Origin of the sequence: Thalassospira lucentensis, from assembly GCF_001613805.1 — a bacterium.
Classification (GTDB): Bacteria; Pseudomonadota; Alphaproteobacteria; order Rhodospirillales; family Thalassospiraceae; genus Thalassospira; species Thalassospira lucentensis_A.
The window spans coordinates 263,267-279,326 of sequence record NZ_LPVY01000013.1 but is presented as its reverse complement, the minus strand read 5'-3'; the positions used below and the strand labels follow the sequence as shown (position 1 = coordinate 279,326).

At 55.6% G+C, this 16,060-nt stretch carries 13 protein-coding genes; 9 read left to right on the top strand and 4 right to left on the bottom strand.

The annotated features are described in order from the left end of the window. The first annotated feature begins 151 nt into the window (after window positions 1-151). Complete coding sequence (locus AUP42_RS13460; RefSeq protein ID WP_062952114.1) at window positions 152-790, top strand: alpha/beta hydrolase; 639 nt, start codon at window positions 152-154, stop codon at window positions 788-790. Between the two features lie 38 nt (window positions 791-828). Here the strand turns inward: AUP42_RS13460 and AUP42_RS13455 are convergent, their stop codons facing one another. Further along, window positions 829-1,953 carry an anhydro-N-acetylmuramic acid kinase gene (locus tag AUP42_RS13455; RefSeq protein ID WP_269451395.1) on the bottom strand — a complete coding sequence of 375 codons (1,125 nt, stop codon included), beginning with the start codon at window positions 1,951-1,953 and terminating at the stop codon, window positions 829-831. 115 nt (window positions 1,954-2,068) lie between these two features. On the opposite strand from AUP42_RS13455, the gene AUP42_RS21205 reads away from it, so the two are divergent. The 3 genes from AUP42_RS21205 to tyrS all read left to right on the top strand — a co-directional run bounded on the left by AUP42_RS21205 (window position 2,069) and on the right by tyrS (window position 4,086). Beyond that, entirely contained in the window at window positions 2,069-2,359 is a 291-nt protein-coding gene (locus tag AUP42_RS21205; protein WP_082824768.1) for a BrnT family toxin, read from the top strand. Further along, on the top strand, window positions 2,319-2,705 hold the full coding sequence (locus AUP42_RS13445; protein ID WP_231858288.1) for a helix-turn-helix domain-containing protein: 387 nt from the start codon (window positions 2,319-2,321) through the stop codon (window positions 2,703-2,705). The genes AUP42_RS21205 and AUP42_RS13445 overlap by 41 nt, the downstream gene beginning before the upstream one ends. A gap of 127 nt (window positions 2,706-2,832) precedes the next feature. Continuing rightward, window positions 2,833-4,086, top strand: coding sequence for a tyrosine--tRNA ligase (gene tyrS / locus AUP42_RS13440; RefSeq protein WP_062952111.1), 1,254 nt, complete (start codon window positions 2,833-2,835; stop codon window positions 4,084-4,086). 87 nt (window positions 4,087-4,173) lie between these two features. On the opposite strand, the gene AUP42_RS13435 is transcribed toward tyrS, so the two are convergent. Further along, window positions 4,174-7,749 (bottom strand): AsmA-like C-terminal domain-containing protein, encoded by a 3,576-nt coding sequence (locus AUP42_RS13435; RefSeq protein ID WP_062952110.1) that lies wholly within the window; start codon window positions 7,747-7,749, stop codon window positions 4,174-4,176. Between the two features lie 288 nt (window positions 7,750-8,037). On the opposite strand from AUP42_RS13435, the gene AUP42_RS13430 reads away from it, so the two are divergent. The 5 genes from AUP42_RS13430 to adhP all read left to right on the top strand — a co-directional run bounded on the left by AUP42_RS13430 (window position 8,038) and on the right by adhP (window position 14,720). Continuing rightward, window positions 8,038-11,007, top strand: a complete 2,970-nt coding sequence (locus tag AUP42_RS13430) for a bifunctional [glutamine synthetase] adenylyltransferase/[glutamine synthetase]-adenylyl-L-tyrosine phosphorylase (protein WP_062952109.1) — start codon at window positions 8,038-8,040, stop codon at window positions 11,005-11,007. A 130-nt stretch (window positions 11,008-11,137) separates the two neighbouring features. Beyond that, window positions 11,138-11,602: a thioredoxin-dependent thiol peroxidase gene (bcp, locus tag AUP42_RS13425; RefSeq protein WP_062952108.1), complete on the top strand. Its 465-nt coding sequence runs from the start codon at window positions 11,138-11,140 to the stop codon at window positions 11,600-11,602. Window positions 11,603-11,842: 240 nt separating this feature from the next. After that, complete coding sequence (locus tag AUP42_RS13420) at window positions 11,843-12,613, top strand: hypothetical protein (RefSeq protein ID WP_062952107.1); 771 nt, start codon at window positions 11,843-11,845, stop codon at window positions 12,611-12,613. Between the two features lie 139 nt (window positions 12,614-12,752). Continuing rightward, window positions 12,753-13,571, top strand: coding sequence for a ferritin-like domain-containing protein (locus AUP42_RS13415; protein WP_062952106.1), 819 nt, complete (start codon window positions 12,753-12,755; stop codon window positions 13,569-13,571). 126 nt (window positions 13,572-13,697) lie between these two features. Then, on the top strand, window positions 13,698-14,720 hold the full coding sequence (adhP, locus tag AUP42_RS13410) for an alcohol dehydrogenase AdhP (RefSeq protein WP_062952105.1): 1,023 nt from the start codon (window positions 13,698-13,700) through the stop codon (window positions 14,718-14,720). A gap of 84 nt (window positions 14,721-14,804) precedes the next feature. Here the strand turns inward: adhP and AUP42_RS13405 are convergent, their stop codons facing one another. Both AUP42_RS13405 and AUP42_RS13400 read right to left on the bottom strand, forming a co-directional pair. Then, on the bottom strand, window positions 14,805-15,458 hold the full coding sequence (locus tag AUP42_RS13405) for a glutathione S-transferase family protein (protein ID WP_156484617.1): 654 nt from the start codon (window positions 15,456-15,458) through the stop codon (window positions 14,805-14,807). 79 nt (window positions 15,459-15,537) lie between these two features. After that, the gene (locus AUP42_RS13400; RefSeq protein ID WP_231858287.1) at window positions 15,538-16,059 is read right to left on the bottom strand and encodes a methylated-DNA--[protein]-cysteine S-methyltransferase; all 522 of its coding nucleotides are present in this window, start codon (window positions 16,057-16,059) and stop codon (window positions 15,538-15,540) included. Window position 16,060: the final 1 nt, after the last annotated feature.

The following is a 16,060-nucleotide window of genomic DNA, read 5'->3' as shown; positions in this document are numbered from 1 at the left end:
CATCGGGTTAGCCGGAATATAGGATAACCGAGTAACCTGGTCAAGTATTTGCCCAAAGCAATTTATGCACAAAAACGAAAAAACCTACAAAAATACTCGGATATATTCTTCACTCACCCCATTCCATTCGTGGACAGGAGCAGTCTGATCCATGCCTGAGGTCATTTTTAACGGCCCCGAAGGCCGCCTTGAAGGTCGCTATCACCACAATGGCGCAGACGATTCGCCCATTGCGCTTATTCTTCATCCGCACCCCCAGCAAGGCGGAACGATGAACAACAAGCTGTGCTTTAACATGTTCAACATGTTCAAGGATCGCGGCTATTCGGTCATGCGTTTCAATTTCCGCGGTGTCGGACGCTCGCAGGGCGTTTATGACCAGGGGATCGGCGAATTGTCGGATGCGGCATCCGCACTCGACTGGATGCAGACCTATAACGCCAATGCCCGCGCAACCTGGGTTGCCGGTTATTCGTTCGGTTCGTGGATCGGCATGCAGCTTTTGATGCGCCGCCCGGAAATCGACGGCTTTATTTCGGTCGCAGCCCCGGCCAGTGAATATGACTTCACCTTCCTGGCCCCCTGCCCGTCATCCGGGATCATGATCCACGGGTCGCACGATACCAACATTCCACTGTCATCGGTCAACAAGCTTGCCGACAAGCTGAATGCCCAGAAAGGCATCGAAGTTGATATGTGCACCATCGAAGGTGCCGATCATTACTTTGCCAAGCAGCAGGACGAAGTGATCAAGAAAACGGTCGCCTATCTGGACAAGCGCAACGCGTAATCGCGCAACGCCAGCCCAAAAGACCAAAGGCCGCCTGATCAGGCGGCCTTTTTGCTGTGATAAAGCTTTCCACCCCGGCACGGTTCCGGCACACCGGTTGTCCCCGGAAAGCTTAGCGGCAGATCGCACAGGTGGCGCACCGCCAGATAGCCAAAACATTCGGCTTCTACCGCATCGCCATCCCAATCAAGTTCATCGACAGATCGCACCGGCACGCCGAGCCGGTTGTTTAATTGCGCCATCAGATAGTCATTGTGCCGCCCGCCCCCGCAGACAAACCATTGCAAAGGGGCTTCGGGCAGATGATTAACGCCTGCGACGATTGCTGCCACCGTGCATTGCGCCAGTGTTGCCGCCCCATCGGCAACGCCAAGCTTTGCCTCGGCCACCAATCCATCAATGCGAAGTGCCATATCCTCGCGATCAAGCGATTTGGGCGGGATACGGTCGAAATACGGGTCTTCGAGAAATCTGACCTCGATCATCGGGTCCGGCAGGCCGGATGCGGCGGTTGCACCATTCAGGTCAACCGGTGTGCCGGTATGGCGCAGCATCCAGTCATCAATCCGCGCATTGCCGGGGCCGCAATCAAAGGCCAGCAGTTCTTCGTCCGGGCCGATCCATGTCACATTGGATACCCCACCGATATTCAGAACCGCAACCGGCATATCAACACCGGCACTTTTCATCAGTGCCGCATGATAAACCGGCGCCAGCGGCGCGCCTTCACCCCCGGCGGCAACATCGGCCAACCTGAAATCGGCAACAACCGGAATGCCGGTTTTTTCGGCCAGCATATCGGGTGTGCCGATCTGGCGCGTGATCCCCGATGCCGGTTCATGAAACACGGTCTGACCATGAAACCCAATCACACCGATTTCAGATGCGGAAATCGCCGCACGATCCAGCAACATATTAACGGCATCAACATGCACAAGCGTCAGATCGTCGGCCACGACATGTTCGGTATTGGTGGCACTGCGATTGCCAAAGCAGGCGCGCATGCGTTCGCGCAATTCGGGGCTGTAAGGCACGAAAACGGCATGACCGGTGCGCCGGACGTCGACGCCATCGGTTTCAATCAATGCCGCATCCACCCCGTCAAGGGATGTGCCGCTCATCATGCCGATGGCCTTGATCCAGTTCTTTTGCGCGTTTACCACCGCCATCATACTCGCTTTAATTGCAATTCTAAATTATCGTCTATCAGGCAGCATAAAGAATAGCGCGCCCACAGCGTCAAATCCACATCTGTACAAACTACGGAATTCCCGTATAATGAACTTTGAATGGGACACAGAGAAAGACGCCCGCAACCGCCAGAAACATGGCATAGGCTTTGATTATGCCTGCCATATTTTTGCTGATCCCAATCGTCTGGAACACGCGCAGTCCCGCAATGGCGAAGACAGATGGCAAATACTGGGGCAGATCGAAAATGGCGTATTCGTCGTCATTACGCATGACAGAGTGACACGCGAAGGCATTGAAGTCATCCGGATCATCTCGGCACGCAAGGCAACCAGCTATGAACGACAATATTACTTCAAAAACCGTTCTCAATTTTGAAAACCCGCCGAAACTGTCGCGTGATGACAGAGCGCGCCTTGATGCCATGGACGATAACGCCATCGCGCAGGCAGCAAGTGATGATCCCGACAATCCTGTGCTGACATATGACGAGTTACAGGAATTTCGCCCCGTCTCGGACGCCAGAGAAGTAAGGCTGAAGCTAAAACTGACGCAGGAAGCGTTTGCAAAACGTTTTCACATTCCGGTCGGAACGCTGCGTGACTGGGAACAGCATCGAACAGAACCCGACACAACAGCACGCAGTTTGATCAAACTGATAAGCGTTGCACCGGACCTTGTTGAAAGCGTCCTTGCGCAGGATAAATCCCCTCAGAACACATAACCCAACGTCGCCACGGGTTTCATGGATCGAGCGCGTTGCCCTGCCGGGGAAGAATGTGCTAGATCATCGCGTCCGCCCTTTGGGGTGCTCGTATTTTTACACTCACAACCAACATAGCGCAAAAACCATGACTGAACTGAAGTCTGATTTTCTCCGCGTCATGAATGACCGCGGTTACATCCACCAATGTACTGATCTTGAAGGGCTTGATGCCTATGCGTCAGAAAAAAAGGTGGTGTGCTATGTGGGCTATGATTGCACTGCAGACAGCCTGCATGTCGGGTCGCTTGTTTCGATCATGATGCTGCGCTGGTTGCAAAAAACCGGCCATAAGCCGATTGTCCTGATGGGCGGCGGTACGACCCGCGTTGGCGATCCGACCGGCCGCGATGATGCCCGTCCGGTTCTGACCGATGAAATCATTGCCGCCAACATGGCCGGGATCAAAAAGGTCTTTCAGCAGTTCCTGACCTTTGGCGATGGCCCGACCGATGCGGTCATGGTCAACAATGCCGACTGGCTGGACAAGATCAATTACATCGAATTCCTGCGTGATTTCGGGCGTCACTTCTCGGTCAACCGGATGCTGAGCTTTGATTCCGTCAAGCTGCGTCTGGAACGTGAACAGTCGCTGAGCTTCCTTGAATTCAACTACATGATTCTGCAGGCCTATGACTTTGTCGAACTGCAGCGCAAATATGGCTGTGTTCTGCAGATGGGCGGTTCGGACCAGTGGGGCAATATCGTCAATGGCGTCGAGCTTGGCCGTCGCGTTGATGACAGTGCGCTGTTTGGCCTGACCACGCCGCTTATGACCACCGCATCGGGTGCGAAGATGGGCAAGACGGCATCGGGTGCGGTGTGGCTGAACGAGGAACGCCTGTCGGCCTATGACTATTACCAGTTCTGGCGTAACAGCGAAGATGCCGACGTCATCAAGTTCATGCGCCTGTTTACCGAGCTGTCGCTTGAACAGATCGAAGAATACGCAAAGCTTGAAGGTTCGGATATCAACGAAGCCAAGAAGATTCTGGCATTCGAAGCCGTCAAGCTGTGCCGCGGTGAAGAAGCCGCCCTTGCGGCAGCGGAAACCGCGCGCAAGACGTTTGAGGAAGGCGTTCTGGCCGACGATCTGCCGACTGTCGAAGTTCCGAAATCGGAAATCGAGGCCGGTATTCCGGCATTTGATCTGTTCCGTCGGGCCGACCTTGTCAAATCGGGCGGTGAAGCGCGTCGCCTGATCAAGGGTGGCGGGGCCAAGATCAATGACGAGAAAGTCGATGATGAAAACATCACCATTGGCGGTGATGCCATCAATGCCGATGGCGTCATCAAGCTTTCGGCGGGCAAGAAGCGCCACGTTCTGATCAAGCCGGTCTAAGCAGGTCACGTTCAAACACGTGCTAGAATACAAAAGGCCCCGGACATTTCCGGGGCCTTTTTTGATGGGACCAGTTGCTTGCCAACCTTAACCGGGTTCAGCCCCGGTGATCAGATTGCGGAACACGCCGGGCACAAAGGTCGATAGCGGATTGACCGTGACTTCGGGGTCATCAAGCGCACCTTCGATGGTATAGGTCGGGGCGAAAATACCCCCGCCTTCCTCGCCCACCAGCAAATCGCCCAGAAGCGGGATCGCGCCAAGGGCAGAGTTCAGCGAATAGATCGGCACGATTGATCCCGCCAGCCGGATTTCGGATTTGGCCAGATCAATCGACCCATTGCTGGTGACGCCAACCGCCGATCCGTTGGCGGCGAATTTGCTAAGCGAGAGCACATCATTGGCATAGGTGAAATCGCCGTTCAGTTCGGAAAACGCAATCCCATTCCCGCCCAGCACATCGGCAAGCCCGGTAAGCGACGCAGCACCAAGCACGCGGGCGGCAAGCGGTGCGTTCACCGCACGGAAGGCGGTAATATTGACCTTGCCGGTGAAGGGTTGCGACCATGTGCTGTCATCGACCGTGCCCTCGATGGTCAGTGCCCCGCCCAGCAGGTTTTCATAAAGATCGACTGCACGCAGGAACTTGCCCGCATCGTCGCTGGTCAGGCGAACGTTACGCGTTTTCGGGTCCTTGCGTTCGACCTGGGCAAAGACATTCGCCCGATCCCCCATCGTTCCGTTCAGGACCAGACCATCCCATTCGTCACCAACAACGTGAATGGAACCGTCAATTTCATCGATCAATTCACCATTGGCCATGATCAGCTGATCGATGGACAGGAAGATATCGGTCCGCCCGCCGGTCCGGGATGCATTTTGGCCGATGCCACCGCTATTGGGGCTTTCGGCGGGGCCGGGTTCGCGCGGGGCATCGTCATCACCGACAAGCCATGGCTGGGCATCGGCCTGCCGGGCGTTGATTTCAATTTCACGGTTTTCGCCCGTCTGATGCAAAAGGATCGATCCATCGCGCAGAACCGGACGTTCGCCCTTGATCAGGAAGTCGGCTGCTTCGAGGCGGATATCCATCGCCTCGAAATCCCCTGCCGGGTTTGCCGTTTTTTCCGAACCGTCCGTTGGCTTATCTTCGACAAACGGACGCAGATCAAACTGCTTGCCCTTCAGGTCGACCAGAAGTTTGCCGCCCTGATCAACCGTAATGGCGCCTGTAATCGCAAGGTTTTCGCGGAAGCGCGTATCGGTCAGATTAACCGTGAATTTATCCGCAATCGGGCTGTCACCGCGCCAGCGCCCCTTGGCCTTGGCGACCAGTTCGGGTGCCATCAGATCAAAAGACCGGACTTCGCCCGCGCCATTGGCCTTGACGGTCAGATCAAACGCAAGGCTGGCATCCTGCCCCGGCGTTTTATGATAATCGACCATATCAAGCGCAATATCAGCCGCAGACAGGCTGGTCTGCGCCTTGATGGCGACCTCGTTGCTGCGCAGATGTTCGATGGTGACCTTGCCGGTCGCGACACCGCTCAGATAGGGATCGGCGGCAAAACCGACCTGCTCCAGCGCGGCGAGATCAAGATCGCCTTCAAGGTCATAGTGGCTGATGACGGGGGTATCGTCGGCAAAGCTTTCGACCCATTTGATGTTGGTTCGTCCCTTGCCAATCGCGGCCTCGCCCGACAGTTCGAGACCCTTGGTATTGACCTGCAATTCAAAGGTGCCATCGGAAATATCAAGGTCGCGGAACGCATCGGTAATTGCGGCATTTTCGATGCGTGAAGCGGCTGCGACCTCGACATCGTCAAACGACAGATCCTTTAACAACGGGAAATGCAGCTTCACACGGGTTGCCTGCTCCCCTTCGATCTGTGCCGGATCGATACCGAGCTGTGTGGCAAAACCAAGCGGTTCTTCATCGATCATTTCAAGCGCATTGCGCGCACCACCATGGGCGACGATTTCGAAATCGGCCATTTCGCTGTCGGTATCGAGCTGCGAGAAAACAAGCGTTGCCTCGTCAACGACGATCCCGTCGGCTTCGCCCTCATTAACAAAGATGCTGAAGCTTGACTGATCAAACTCCGCCCGGCCGCCTGCGCCCAGAACCGATGGCATATCGCCAAGGTAATGCACGGTAACGCCGGTCATGTTCATTTCGCCGTCCAGATGATCGACGATGATATTTCCGGTTTCGTCCTGATGCAGTCTGGTGCGCAGTTCGGCCTGATGAACGATGCCCTCGGTCAGGTTTTCAACCACCCATGTCCGCGCATTGTCGCCAACGGTTTCGGGCCACAATTGCGGCAGGTCGTTGGTCCGGACGTCGGTTGCCGTTGCGGTAATATCGATGGCCCACTGGCCAAGCGGATTTATTGCCTGCCCTTTGAGCACGGCGGCGGTTTCACCGGCTTCGATCCGGACATCGTCAAAGCTTAGCCGACCGGGCACGAAGCTTAAGCCCACCTTGCCACCTGTGACGTGATAGGCCGCGACCATTGGGGCGGGAAGATCGACCCGGCCCACACCAAAGTCAAGATCGGTGCCAAGCTCGATGACACTGCCATCCGCGCCAAGCTTTGCCGTAAGCCTGCCGGATACCGGGACATCAACCCCGGCCAGATCAATAAACGTATCCGATATGCTGGTCAGGTTTGACGGGATGACTTCGCCAATATCGGCCACCATGTCGATTTCCTCGACCCGGCTGTCATATTCGGCCGTGACATTGACATCGGTTGATACCAGTCCGGCATTGACCTTCATCGTTGCTTCGGCGTGAATGCCCATCGGTTTGCGTGACAGACGGATATCGGCAGATGGTGCCGCCCAGACGAGATCAAGGGCCTCGTCCCATACTTGAAGATCCGCGCCAGATACGCCGAAGCTTTCGAAATAGGCGGCGGCGGGAAAATCGGCCATCTCGCCCGACAGGATCGCGACAATTTCGCGCATCGCCGCACTGCCATCGCGAATACCGCGTTGCGCATCGCTAAGCGATTGATCAGGTTCGGTCCCGGTGCCTTCCGAGGGCGACGGCAGGGGCATATTCACGCCCGGCTGTTCGGCATTGTTGCCGCTGGCATCACCGGATGCCGGGGCACCCGGATTGTTTTGTGCCGGTTCTGGCGCTGTTTCGGGTTCAGGTTCTTTTTTGGGATCTGTTTTGAAATCGGGGACTGGCAGGGATTGCGGCGGGGTTTCGGCTTCGGCCTGCCCTTCGGGGTTATAGCCGATATCGATCTGGCCGTTGGCGTGCCGGACCAGCCGCAATTTCGGTGCGATCAGGTTCAGTTCCCGCAGGGCCAGAACCCCGTCAAAAAGCGCCTTGCTGGAAAACACCACGTCGGCCTCTGGCACATGGAGCATTTCACTTCCTGCCCCGTCGCGCACCGACACATCCTGAAGACGGATATCAAACCGTTCTTCCCATCCGCGCCAGAACAGGACCATGTCGCCGACTTCGAATTTTGTGTCACCGCTGCTTTCATTCAGTTCGGCAACGACATAAGGCACGAGACGATGCAGGGAAACCGGGCCCTGCGCGATGCGCCAGACCAGAACACCGGCGAAAACGCCGACAAACAGGATCACGGCCGCAAGAAACAGCCCACACCAGCCAGTAAAGATTTTGATGCGACGCACCTGCCTAAAGATCCCGAATTTGCGATGCCATGAATGACATTTCCAATCAATGTAACAACGCCGTCAAGCCAATGATGTTTCCCGGCCTGCGAAAAACCCAATAAATGTAAACTGATACTGTTTCCCTGTCCCCTTTTTGGTATCGTCGGGGGCATAAGGAAACCTTTCCGTGTCATGTCGCGTGCGTGGCCGGATGCCGGAGATATCCTGCGTTGCGTCACGAAGCCAAGGGATAGCCCGGTTTTACGTCCAAGAGCAATAACAAGAGCAACACAAGGAAAGCAAAAAGTGTCTCTTTCCTGGATTACGCCAGATTTGCCGAAACCCTTCGATACCGATCGTTGCAATAACGGTTTCGAAAGATGGTCTGCGCTTGCCGATCGCCCCGCTTTCGAGCATCTCGCACAACAGATTGGCGATATTGCGGCCAACAAACCAAAACGCGACGTTTTGGCCGCGATGTTTGGCAACAGCCCCTATCTTGGCAATCTGTGTCTGCGCGATCCCGATATCATCTGTCTGGTGTTTGATCAGGGGCTTGACGTTGCCTTTGACGCGGCCCTTGATCCGGTGCGCAAAAGTTCCGATGCAGCACAGACCGATCAGGCGACAACCATGATGATGGTACGCAAGGCAAAACGCCGGGCGGCCCTTGTGATTGCGATGGCCGATATCTGCAAGGCGTGGTCGCTTGATAAAATCACGAGCGCGATTAGCACCACGGCCGAAGTGACCCTTGAATTTGCATTGGCCCATTGCCTTTCGGCGACGGCAAAGCAGCGCAAATTCGACCTGCCCCATCCCGACGATCCGCTGCGCGATTGCGGGATTTTTGCGATTGGCATGGGCAAGCTTGGCGCCAAGGAGCTTAACTATTCATCCGATATCGACCTGATTTTCCTCTATGACCATGAGGTCGTCACCTATATCGACCATGATCGCCTGCAACAGGACCTTGTGCGCATGGTGCGCGATGTCACCCGCATCATGGAAGAACGCACCGGCGACGGGTATGTTTTCCGAACCGATCTGCGCCTGCGCCCCGATCCGGCATCCACCCCGCCGATCCTGTCGATGCTGGCGGCGGAAACCTATTACGAGACGGTCGGGCAGAACTGGGAACGCGCGGCAATGATCAAATCACGGATCGTTGCAGGCGATAAAAAATCAGGGGATATATTCCTTGAAATATTGCGCCCATATGTCTGGCGCAAGCATCTCGATTTCCTTGCGATCCAGGATATTCATTCAATCAAGCGCCAGATCAACGCCCATAAAGGCGGCAGCAAGGTCGTTATTCCCGGTCATAACATCAAGCTTGGCCGCGGCGGCATTCGCGAGATTGAATTTTTCGCCCAGACCCAGCAACTGATCTGGGGCGGGCGGGCCGTTGCGCTGCGTTGCAAGGCGACCTGTGATGCGTTGCGCGAACTGACCAAATTCGGGCAGGTGTCCGAACAGGTGCGCGATGAAATGCTGGCGGCCTATGAGTTTCTGCGCACGGTCGAACATCGTTTGCAGATGACAAACGACCATCAGACCCAGACCCTGCCTGAAACCGAGGAAGGGTTGCATGCGCTTTCGACCTTCCTTGGCTATGACACGCTTGATGGTTTCAAGGCCGATCTTTTGCATCACCTGCGCAAGGTCGAAAGCAATTATGCCGAATTGTTCGAAGACGATATTCCGCTTGCGGCAGCAGATGGAAACCTTGTCTTTACCGGCACGGAGGATGATCCTGAAACACTTGAAAATTTGCGCCATATGGGGTTCGAGAACCCGACCAATGTTTCGGTCACGGTGCGGGGTTGGCATCACGGGCGGTATCGCGCCACCCGGTCGCGGCGTGCGCGTGAAATCCTGACCGAACTGATGCCGACCCTTTTGAAGGCATTGTCGCAAACCACCAATCCGGACATGGCATTTCGGGCGTTTGACGAATTCCTGAAAGGTCTGCCTGCGGGGGTTCAGCTTTTCTCACTGGTGACGGCAAATCCGGAATTGCTGGAGCTTCTGGCACAGATCGCGGGCACAGCCCCGCGCATGGCCAAATATCTTGGGCGCAATGCCGGGGTGCTTGATTATGTTCTGATGTCGGGTTTCCACGACGAACTGCCCGATGCCGACACGATGCTCGATGAACTTAACACCCGGCTTGCGCGCGAGGATATGGTCGAAGACTGGCTTGATACCGCACGGCGCTGGGCGAATGATCAGAAATTCCGCATCGATGTCCAGACCATCCAGAACCGCCATACCCCGCATCAGGCAGGCCGGGCGCTTGCCGATGTGGCCGATGTGGCCATTCGGGCACTTTTCCCGCGGATTGCCGATGATTTTGCGCAAAAGCATGGCAAATTTGATGACGGCGGGCTTGCCGTCTTTGCGCTTGGCAAGCATGGCGGGCAGGAACTTTCGCCCGGTTCCGATCTTGATATGATCTTTGTCTATGAGGTGCCAGAGGATGCCGAGGAATCAAATGGCGAAAAGCCGCTTAGTCCCGGCCATTATTACATCCGGTTAAGCCAGCGTTACATCAACGCCCTTTCGGCACCGACAGCAGAAGGTGTGCTGTTTGAAACCGACCTTCGCCTGCGCCCCAGCGGCAACAAAGGTCCGCTTGCCACCCATTTCAAAAGTTTCGAGGCCTATCAGCTTAACGAAGCCTGGACGTGGGAGCATATGGCGCTAACGCGCCTTCGTGCGGTTTATGGCCCGCAAGCCCTGTGTGACAGGGTTATGGAAACCACCAATGCGGTCCTGCAAAAAAAGCGCAATCCCGATGATCTGCTGCGCGATGTTTATGACATGCGCAACCGCATGGATGCGGGCAAAGGCGATAGTCATCCCTGGGCGATCAAGATGCGGCGCGGCGGGCTGGTTGATCTGGAATTCATTGCGCAATATCTGCAACTGGCACATGCGCACACCCATCCCGAAATCCTGTCGCCGACCACGCGCGAGGTGTTCAAAAACCTTGGTGCTGCGGGCATTCTGGATGCCGAGGAAGCCACATTCCTTGCCAATGCCGGGTCGTTCTGGCTGGCACTGCAGGCGATCCTGCGCCTGACGACCGAGGGGCCGTTTGAGCCGAAAAATGCCAGCACCGATTTGCGGCGCATGCTGGCGCGCGCCGGGCAGTGCGATGATTTTGAGGCGCTTCAGATCAAACTTGATGAAACGGCAACACGGATCAAGGCCGTCTATGACCGGCTGATCACCGAACCGGCAGAAAAACTTCCGCCGCGTTCGGAATGACCAGAGTGATCCGGATGAATTGGCAATGCTTATAAGGCTTTGTAATTTGGTACGCAGATTTTGGCGAAACTTCCTGACATGGCTTTCCGAAGCCGGTCAGGGACGCGACACTTTGAACAAGGATAAAGAAATGACGCTTGATGTTGGTGACAAGGCCCCCGATTTCGACCTGCCGACCGATGGTGGTGGTTCGGTAAAATTATCGGACCTTAAAGGCAAACCGGTGGTGATCTATTTTTATCCCAAGGACATGACGCCGGGCTGCACCACGGAATCCTGCGAGTTTCGTGATGCAGAACCCGATTTCAGTGCGGTCAATGCACAGATCATCGGCATTTCAAAGGACAGTGCGGATCGCCATGACAAGTTCAAGGCCAAGCATGATCTGAACTTTATCCTCGCATCGGATGAAAACAGCACGACCTGCGAGGATTACGGCACCTGGACCGAAAAAAGCATGTATGGCAAAAAATTCATGGGAATCGAGCGCAGCACCTTTGTCATTGATGGTGATGGCGTGATCCGCAATGTGTGGCGCAAGGTAAAGGTCAAGAACCACGTCGCCGAGGTTCTTGCCGCCGTCAAGGCGTTGTAATTTCCAGCCCTGCCCTTACGAACAGGACCGGTCGGACCAAAATCCGGCCGGTTTTGCATTTTTTGTAACGGTTAAAAGAAGATAGTTTTCAAGCACCTAATAAACCACAGGCTTATTCAATATATTGCCTTGCCTTGTTTGTCGGGCTAAGAATCCGGATATGGGAGTTATGGGTGTAGCGATTTTGCACTTCCTGGCGTATGGCGAATGACCGGGCAACCGGCAAGGCAGGATATAATAATGAGCAAGAATGTTATCGATCTCGACGATCAGATGCTCGCCGATTTCCGTGATGAAGCGAACGACATCGTCAACAGCATTGGCGTGCATCTTCAGAATGCGCGCAGCAAGGCCGATCCGGCGATCTTGACCGCGATCCAGCGCGAGATTTTCAATCTTCGTTACAAGGGCAAGTCGGTCAATGCGCCGCTGGTCAATCTGACAAGCCACCGTCTTGCGGATTACGCCACGACATGCCGCGAACTGACCGAAGAGGCGATTGCCGATATTCAGGCCTTTGTCGACAAGATCGAAGGGCTGCTGGATGGTGACATGTCCGGTGGCGGTGCCGATTCAGCCGAATTCGTGCGTGAACTGCCGTCAAAACGTGCGCCTGACATTGACCCGAACTGGCTAAAAAAAACCAATGTCGAAGCCCTTCTGGTTATTCCGCAGCGTTCCATGTCGGCCATTGTCGAACGCGAACTGGCGGCCTGCGGCTATCGCAGTTCGGTCACGCAAAGCTCGTTCGAGGCGATTGAACTTGCCGTGCGCACCCGCCCGGATTTCATCATTGTTGCCAAAACCATCGATGAACTTGGCGGTGTCGATGTTGCCAATGCGTTGCAGGCCATGCCGAAAACCCGCAACATCCCGACTGCGGTTCTGACATCGGATGCGCCGAACCACCCGTCCCTTCAGGACCTGCCCTGCCGGACCGCCATCATCCGCAAAGGCCCGGCCTTTGGCGAGGATCTGGCCGAGGCACTGGCGCGCTTTAACATTACCTGATCGACAGACCATACCGTTTTGACAGGGCGACCGTGATTTTCCGGTCGCCCTTTTTTGTGTCATCAGTATGCCGGGATTGACCCGCCTTGGCGCACATGGCACAGAAAGCCGGTAATTCTTCATGTTCCGGAAACAGCCCATGTCCCGCCTTACCCTTGCCGAAGCCGCCAAACGTGCCCTTATGACGGCGGACGCCACAGAAAAAGCCGATGTCACCGCCGAAATGGCGGCGATGTGGCGTAATGGTGAGATTACCGAGGTTGGATCAACCGATCTTCCAGACCGCCCGGGCCGCCCGGCAAAGCCCGAACTGCTGCCGCCCAACAAAATGCCCAAGCGTAAAAAGGGCAGCGTTCAGGGGCGCATCGGGCTTTTGCATGCGCTGGCGCATATCGAACTTAATGCCATTGATCTGGCGTGGGACCTTTGCGTGCGCTTTCCCGAAGCCGACATGCCCAAGCATTTTCATGATGCCTGGGTTCAGGTCGCCGATGACGAGGCGCGCCATTTCAAGATGATCAACAAACGTCTGGGCGAAATGGATGCGGCTTATGGTGATTTGCCGGCCCATGATGGCCTGTGGCAGACATCGATGGATACGGCCTATGACATTCTGCCGCGTCTTGCCGTGGTGCCGATGGTGTTCGAGGCGCGCGGTCTTGATGCCACACCGCCGACTATTGAACGGCTGCTGTCGCATGGTGATACCGAGAGTGCGCGCATCCTTAAAATCATCGCCCATGATGAAATCGCCCATGTCGCGGCGGGGCGTAAATATTATGAATATGTCTGTGATCAGCGCGGCCTGCCCTATTACACGACATGGCATGACATGCTGCGCAAACATTTCCGTGGGCCGCTTAAACCGCCGTTTAACGACGAAGCCCGATATGAGGCCGGAATGCCGCCCGACTATTATCAGGACTATGTTCTGGAGCTTCCGGGCGAGGATGACTAGTCGGCTTTTATCGCGTTCCTTGATACAGCGCAAAGTTTAGAACCCCAACAACCTATACCCTTCCTGCGCGTTTAATGCGTGCCCGGATTTTCGGGCACAAAGTCATTCCGCAAGGAGGATACGAGCATGCCTGCTACCATGAAGGCCGCCGTCGTGCGGGAATTCGGCAAGCCATTGTCGATCGAGGAAGTCACCGTTCCCAAAGTCACGCCCGGTAAAATCCTTGTCAAGATCGAGGCATCCGGTGTTTGCCATACCGACCTGCACGCCGCCGAAGGCGATTGGCCGGTCAAGCCGAACCCGCCCTTTATCCCCGGCCATGAAGGTGTCGGCATTGTTGCCGAAGTCGGCGAAGGTGTTACATCGGTCAAGGAAGGCGACCGGGTTGGGGTGCCGTGGCTGCATTCGGCCTGCGGGCATTGCCATCATTGCATTACCGGTTGGGAAACACTTTGCGGCGAACAGCTTAATACCGGCTATTCGGTCAATGGCGGCTTTGCCGAATATGTTCTTGCCGATCCGAACTATGTCGGCCACCTGCCCGATCCGCTTGAATTTGGCAATGCCGCACCGGTGCTTTGCGCCGGGGTTACGGTTTACAAGGGGCTTAAGGAAACCGAATGCAAACCGGGTGAAACCGTTGTCATTTCCGGCGTCGGCGGGCTTGGCCACATGGCCGTGCAATATGCCAAGGCCATGGGTATGAAGGTGATTGCGGTTGATATCAGTCCGGAAAAACTGAAACTTGCCAAGGACCTTGGTGCCGATTGGGTTTTGAATGCCAAGGAAACCGACGTGGTTGCCGAAGTGCAAAACCAGATGGGTGGTGCGAACGGGGTTCTGGTAACGGCCGTTTCCAAATCCGCCTTTGCGCAGGGTGTCGGCATGCTGGGCCGTCATGGTACCATGGCATTGTGCGGCCTGCCGCCCGGCAAGTTCGAGCTTGATATCTTTGATACCGTCCTGTCGCGCAAAACCATTCGCGGATCCATCGTCGGCACGCGTGCCGACCTTCAGGAAGCATTGGAATTTGCGGGCGATGGCAAGGTGCATTCGCACTTCACCACCGAACCGATGGAAAACATCAATTCGATCTTTGACCGCATGCGGGCCGGTACCATTGATGGCCGTATCGTGATGTCGATCTGATCGATCACAATCGCGGCCCATAGCGGCACGAAAAAAGCAAAAGGGTCGCCCGATGGGGCGACCCATTCTGTTTTATGGCGATGATTACAAATCCTGATCGCTGAGCGGGTCTTCGCTGTAATAGCGGACCGGCACCGTGCCCCCGACAATCGCGCCAATCCGTTTGATCCAGCGATTGATCCCGTCATAGGGGGTCATATCCAGATCGGCCTCATGTGCCAGATGGGTGTAGGCATAGACCGCGATATCCGCGACCGAATAGCCGGAATTTGCAAGAAAATCATGATCGCGCAAATGCCGGTCAAGCATGCCTAAAACCTGTGTCGCCTTGGCCCGGCGCAACGGCAGTTGCCCGGCATTCCGGTCATTCTTCCCCGTCAGGTTCCAGTATCGAAGGCAGGCTATGGTTGCCTGTATATAATCGGTTTCAAAAAACAGCCACTGGCAGACCTTGGCGCGTTCATAGGCGTCCGAGGGCAAATAATCCGTTCCGTCCGCCAGATAAAGCAGAATGGCGTTTGATTCAGCAATACAGCGCCCATCATCAAGTTCCAGTACCGGAACCGCCCCCGCCGGGTTCATTTCATAGAACGCATCGGTATGGCTTTCGCCGGTAAAAATCGAAACCCACTGTGTCTGGTATTCACGGCCAAGATGGGCGCAAAGCTGGCGTATCTTCCACGCGTTTTGTGATCCGGCGTAATCATGAAGCTTCATCAGATGAAACCTTTCAGACAAGGAAATAGCGTTCCGGCGCCTAATCCGCCGGTTGGCATACGCTATAATTCGGGATTATCGGGAATCAGAACCTAAAGGATCAGGCGGCTTTCGTGGCCATCGACGCCTCGTGATCGAGCAGCCAGCGTTTGCGATCAAGCCCGCCAGCATAGCCGGTCAGAGTACCGTCCGATCCAATCACCCGATGGCACGGCACGATGATCGATACCGGGTTCAGCGCATTGGCGCGTGCCACCGCCCGCACCGCTTTGGGATTGCCAAGGATATCGGCCTGCCCGGCATAAGACCGGCTTTCACCGCTGGGGATCATGATCAGGGCATCCCACACAGATTTCTGAAAATCGGTGCCGATCATCCGGATATACGCCATCGGCAAGGGCATGAGGCGACCGGCAAAATAACCATCCAGCCAGTCCGTGACCGATTTCGGAGCAGTGCCGCCTTCGTGCCAGTCGATATTCTTGAAACGTCGCGTCTGGATCGTGTGCAGGCGGTCATCGTTGTTTTCGAAATCCAGATGCACCAGTTTGCCATCCACCATCGCAAGGCTGAGTTTGCCAATCGGGCTGTGATAGCGGGCAATGTCGATGCGGGTTGTCATG

Excerpts from the sequence above, each read along its gene's own strand:
- AUP42_RS13460 (WP_062952114.1), top strand. The coding sequence starts at position 152 with ATGCCTGAGGTCATTTTTAACGGCCCCGAAGGCCGCCTTGAAGGTCGC.
- AUP42_RS21205 (WP_082824768.1), top strand. The coding sequence starts at position 2,069 with ATGAACTTTGAATGGGACACAGAGAAAGACGCCCGCAACCGCCAGAAA.
- AUP42_RS13445 (WP_231858288.1), top strand. The coding sequence starts at position 2,319 with ATGAACGACAATATTACTTCAAAAACCGTTCTCAATTTTGAAAACCCG.
- tyrS (WP_062952111.1), top strand. The coding sequence starts at position 2,833 with ATGACTGAACTGAAGTCTGATTTTCTCCGCGTCATGAATGACCGCGGT.
- bcp (WP_062952108.1), top strand. The coding sequence starts at position 11,138 with ATGACGCTTGATGTTGGTGACAAGGCCCCCGATTTCGACCTGCCGACC.
- AUP42_RS13420 (WP_062952107.1), top strand. The coding sequence starts at position 11,843 with ATGAGCAAGAATGTTATCGATCTCGACGATCAGATGCTCGCCGATTTC.
- AUP42_RS13415 (WP_062952106.1), top strand. The coding sequence starts at position 12,753 with ATGTCCCGCCTTACCCTTGCCGAAGCCGCCAAACGTGCCCTTATGACG.
- adhP (WP_062952105.1), top strand. The coding sequence starts at position 13,698 with ATGCCTGCTACCATGAAGGCCGCCGTCGTGCGGGAATTCGGCAAGCCA.
- AUP42_RS13400 (WP_231858287.1), bottom strand. The coding sequence starts at position 16,059 with ATGACAACCCGCATCGACATTGCCCGCTATCACAGCCCGATTGGCAAA.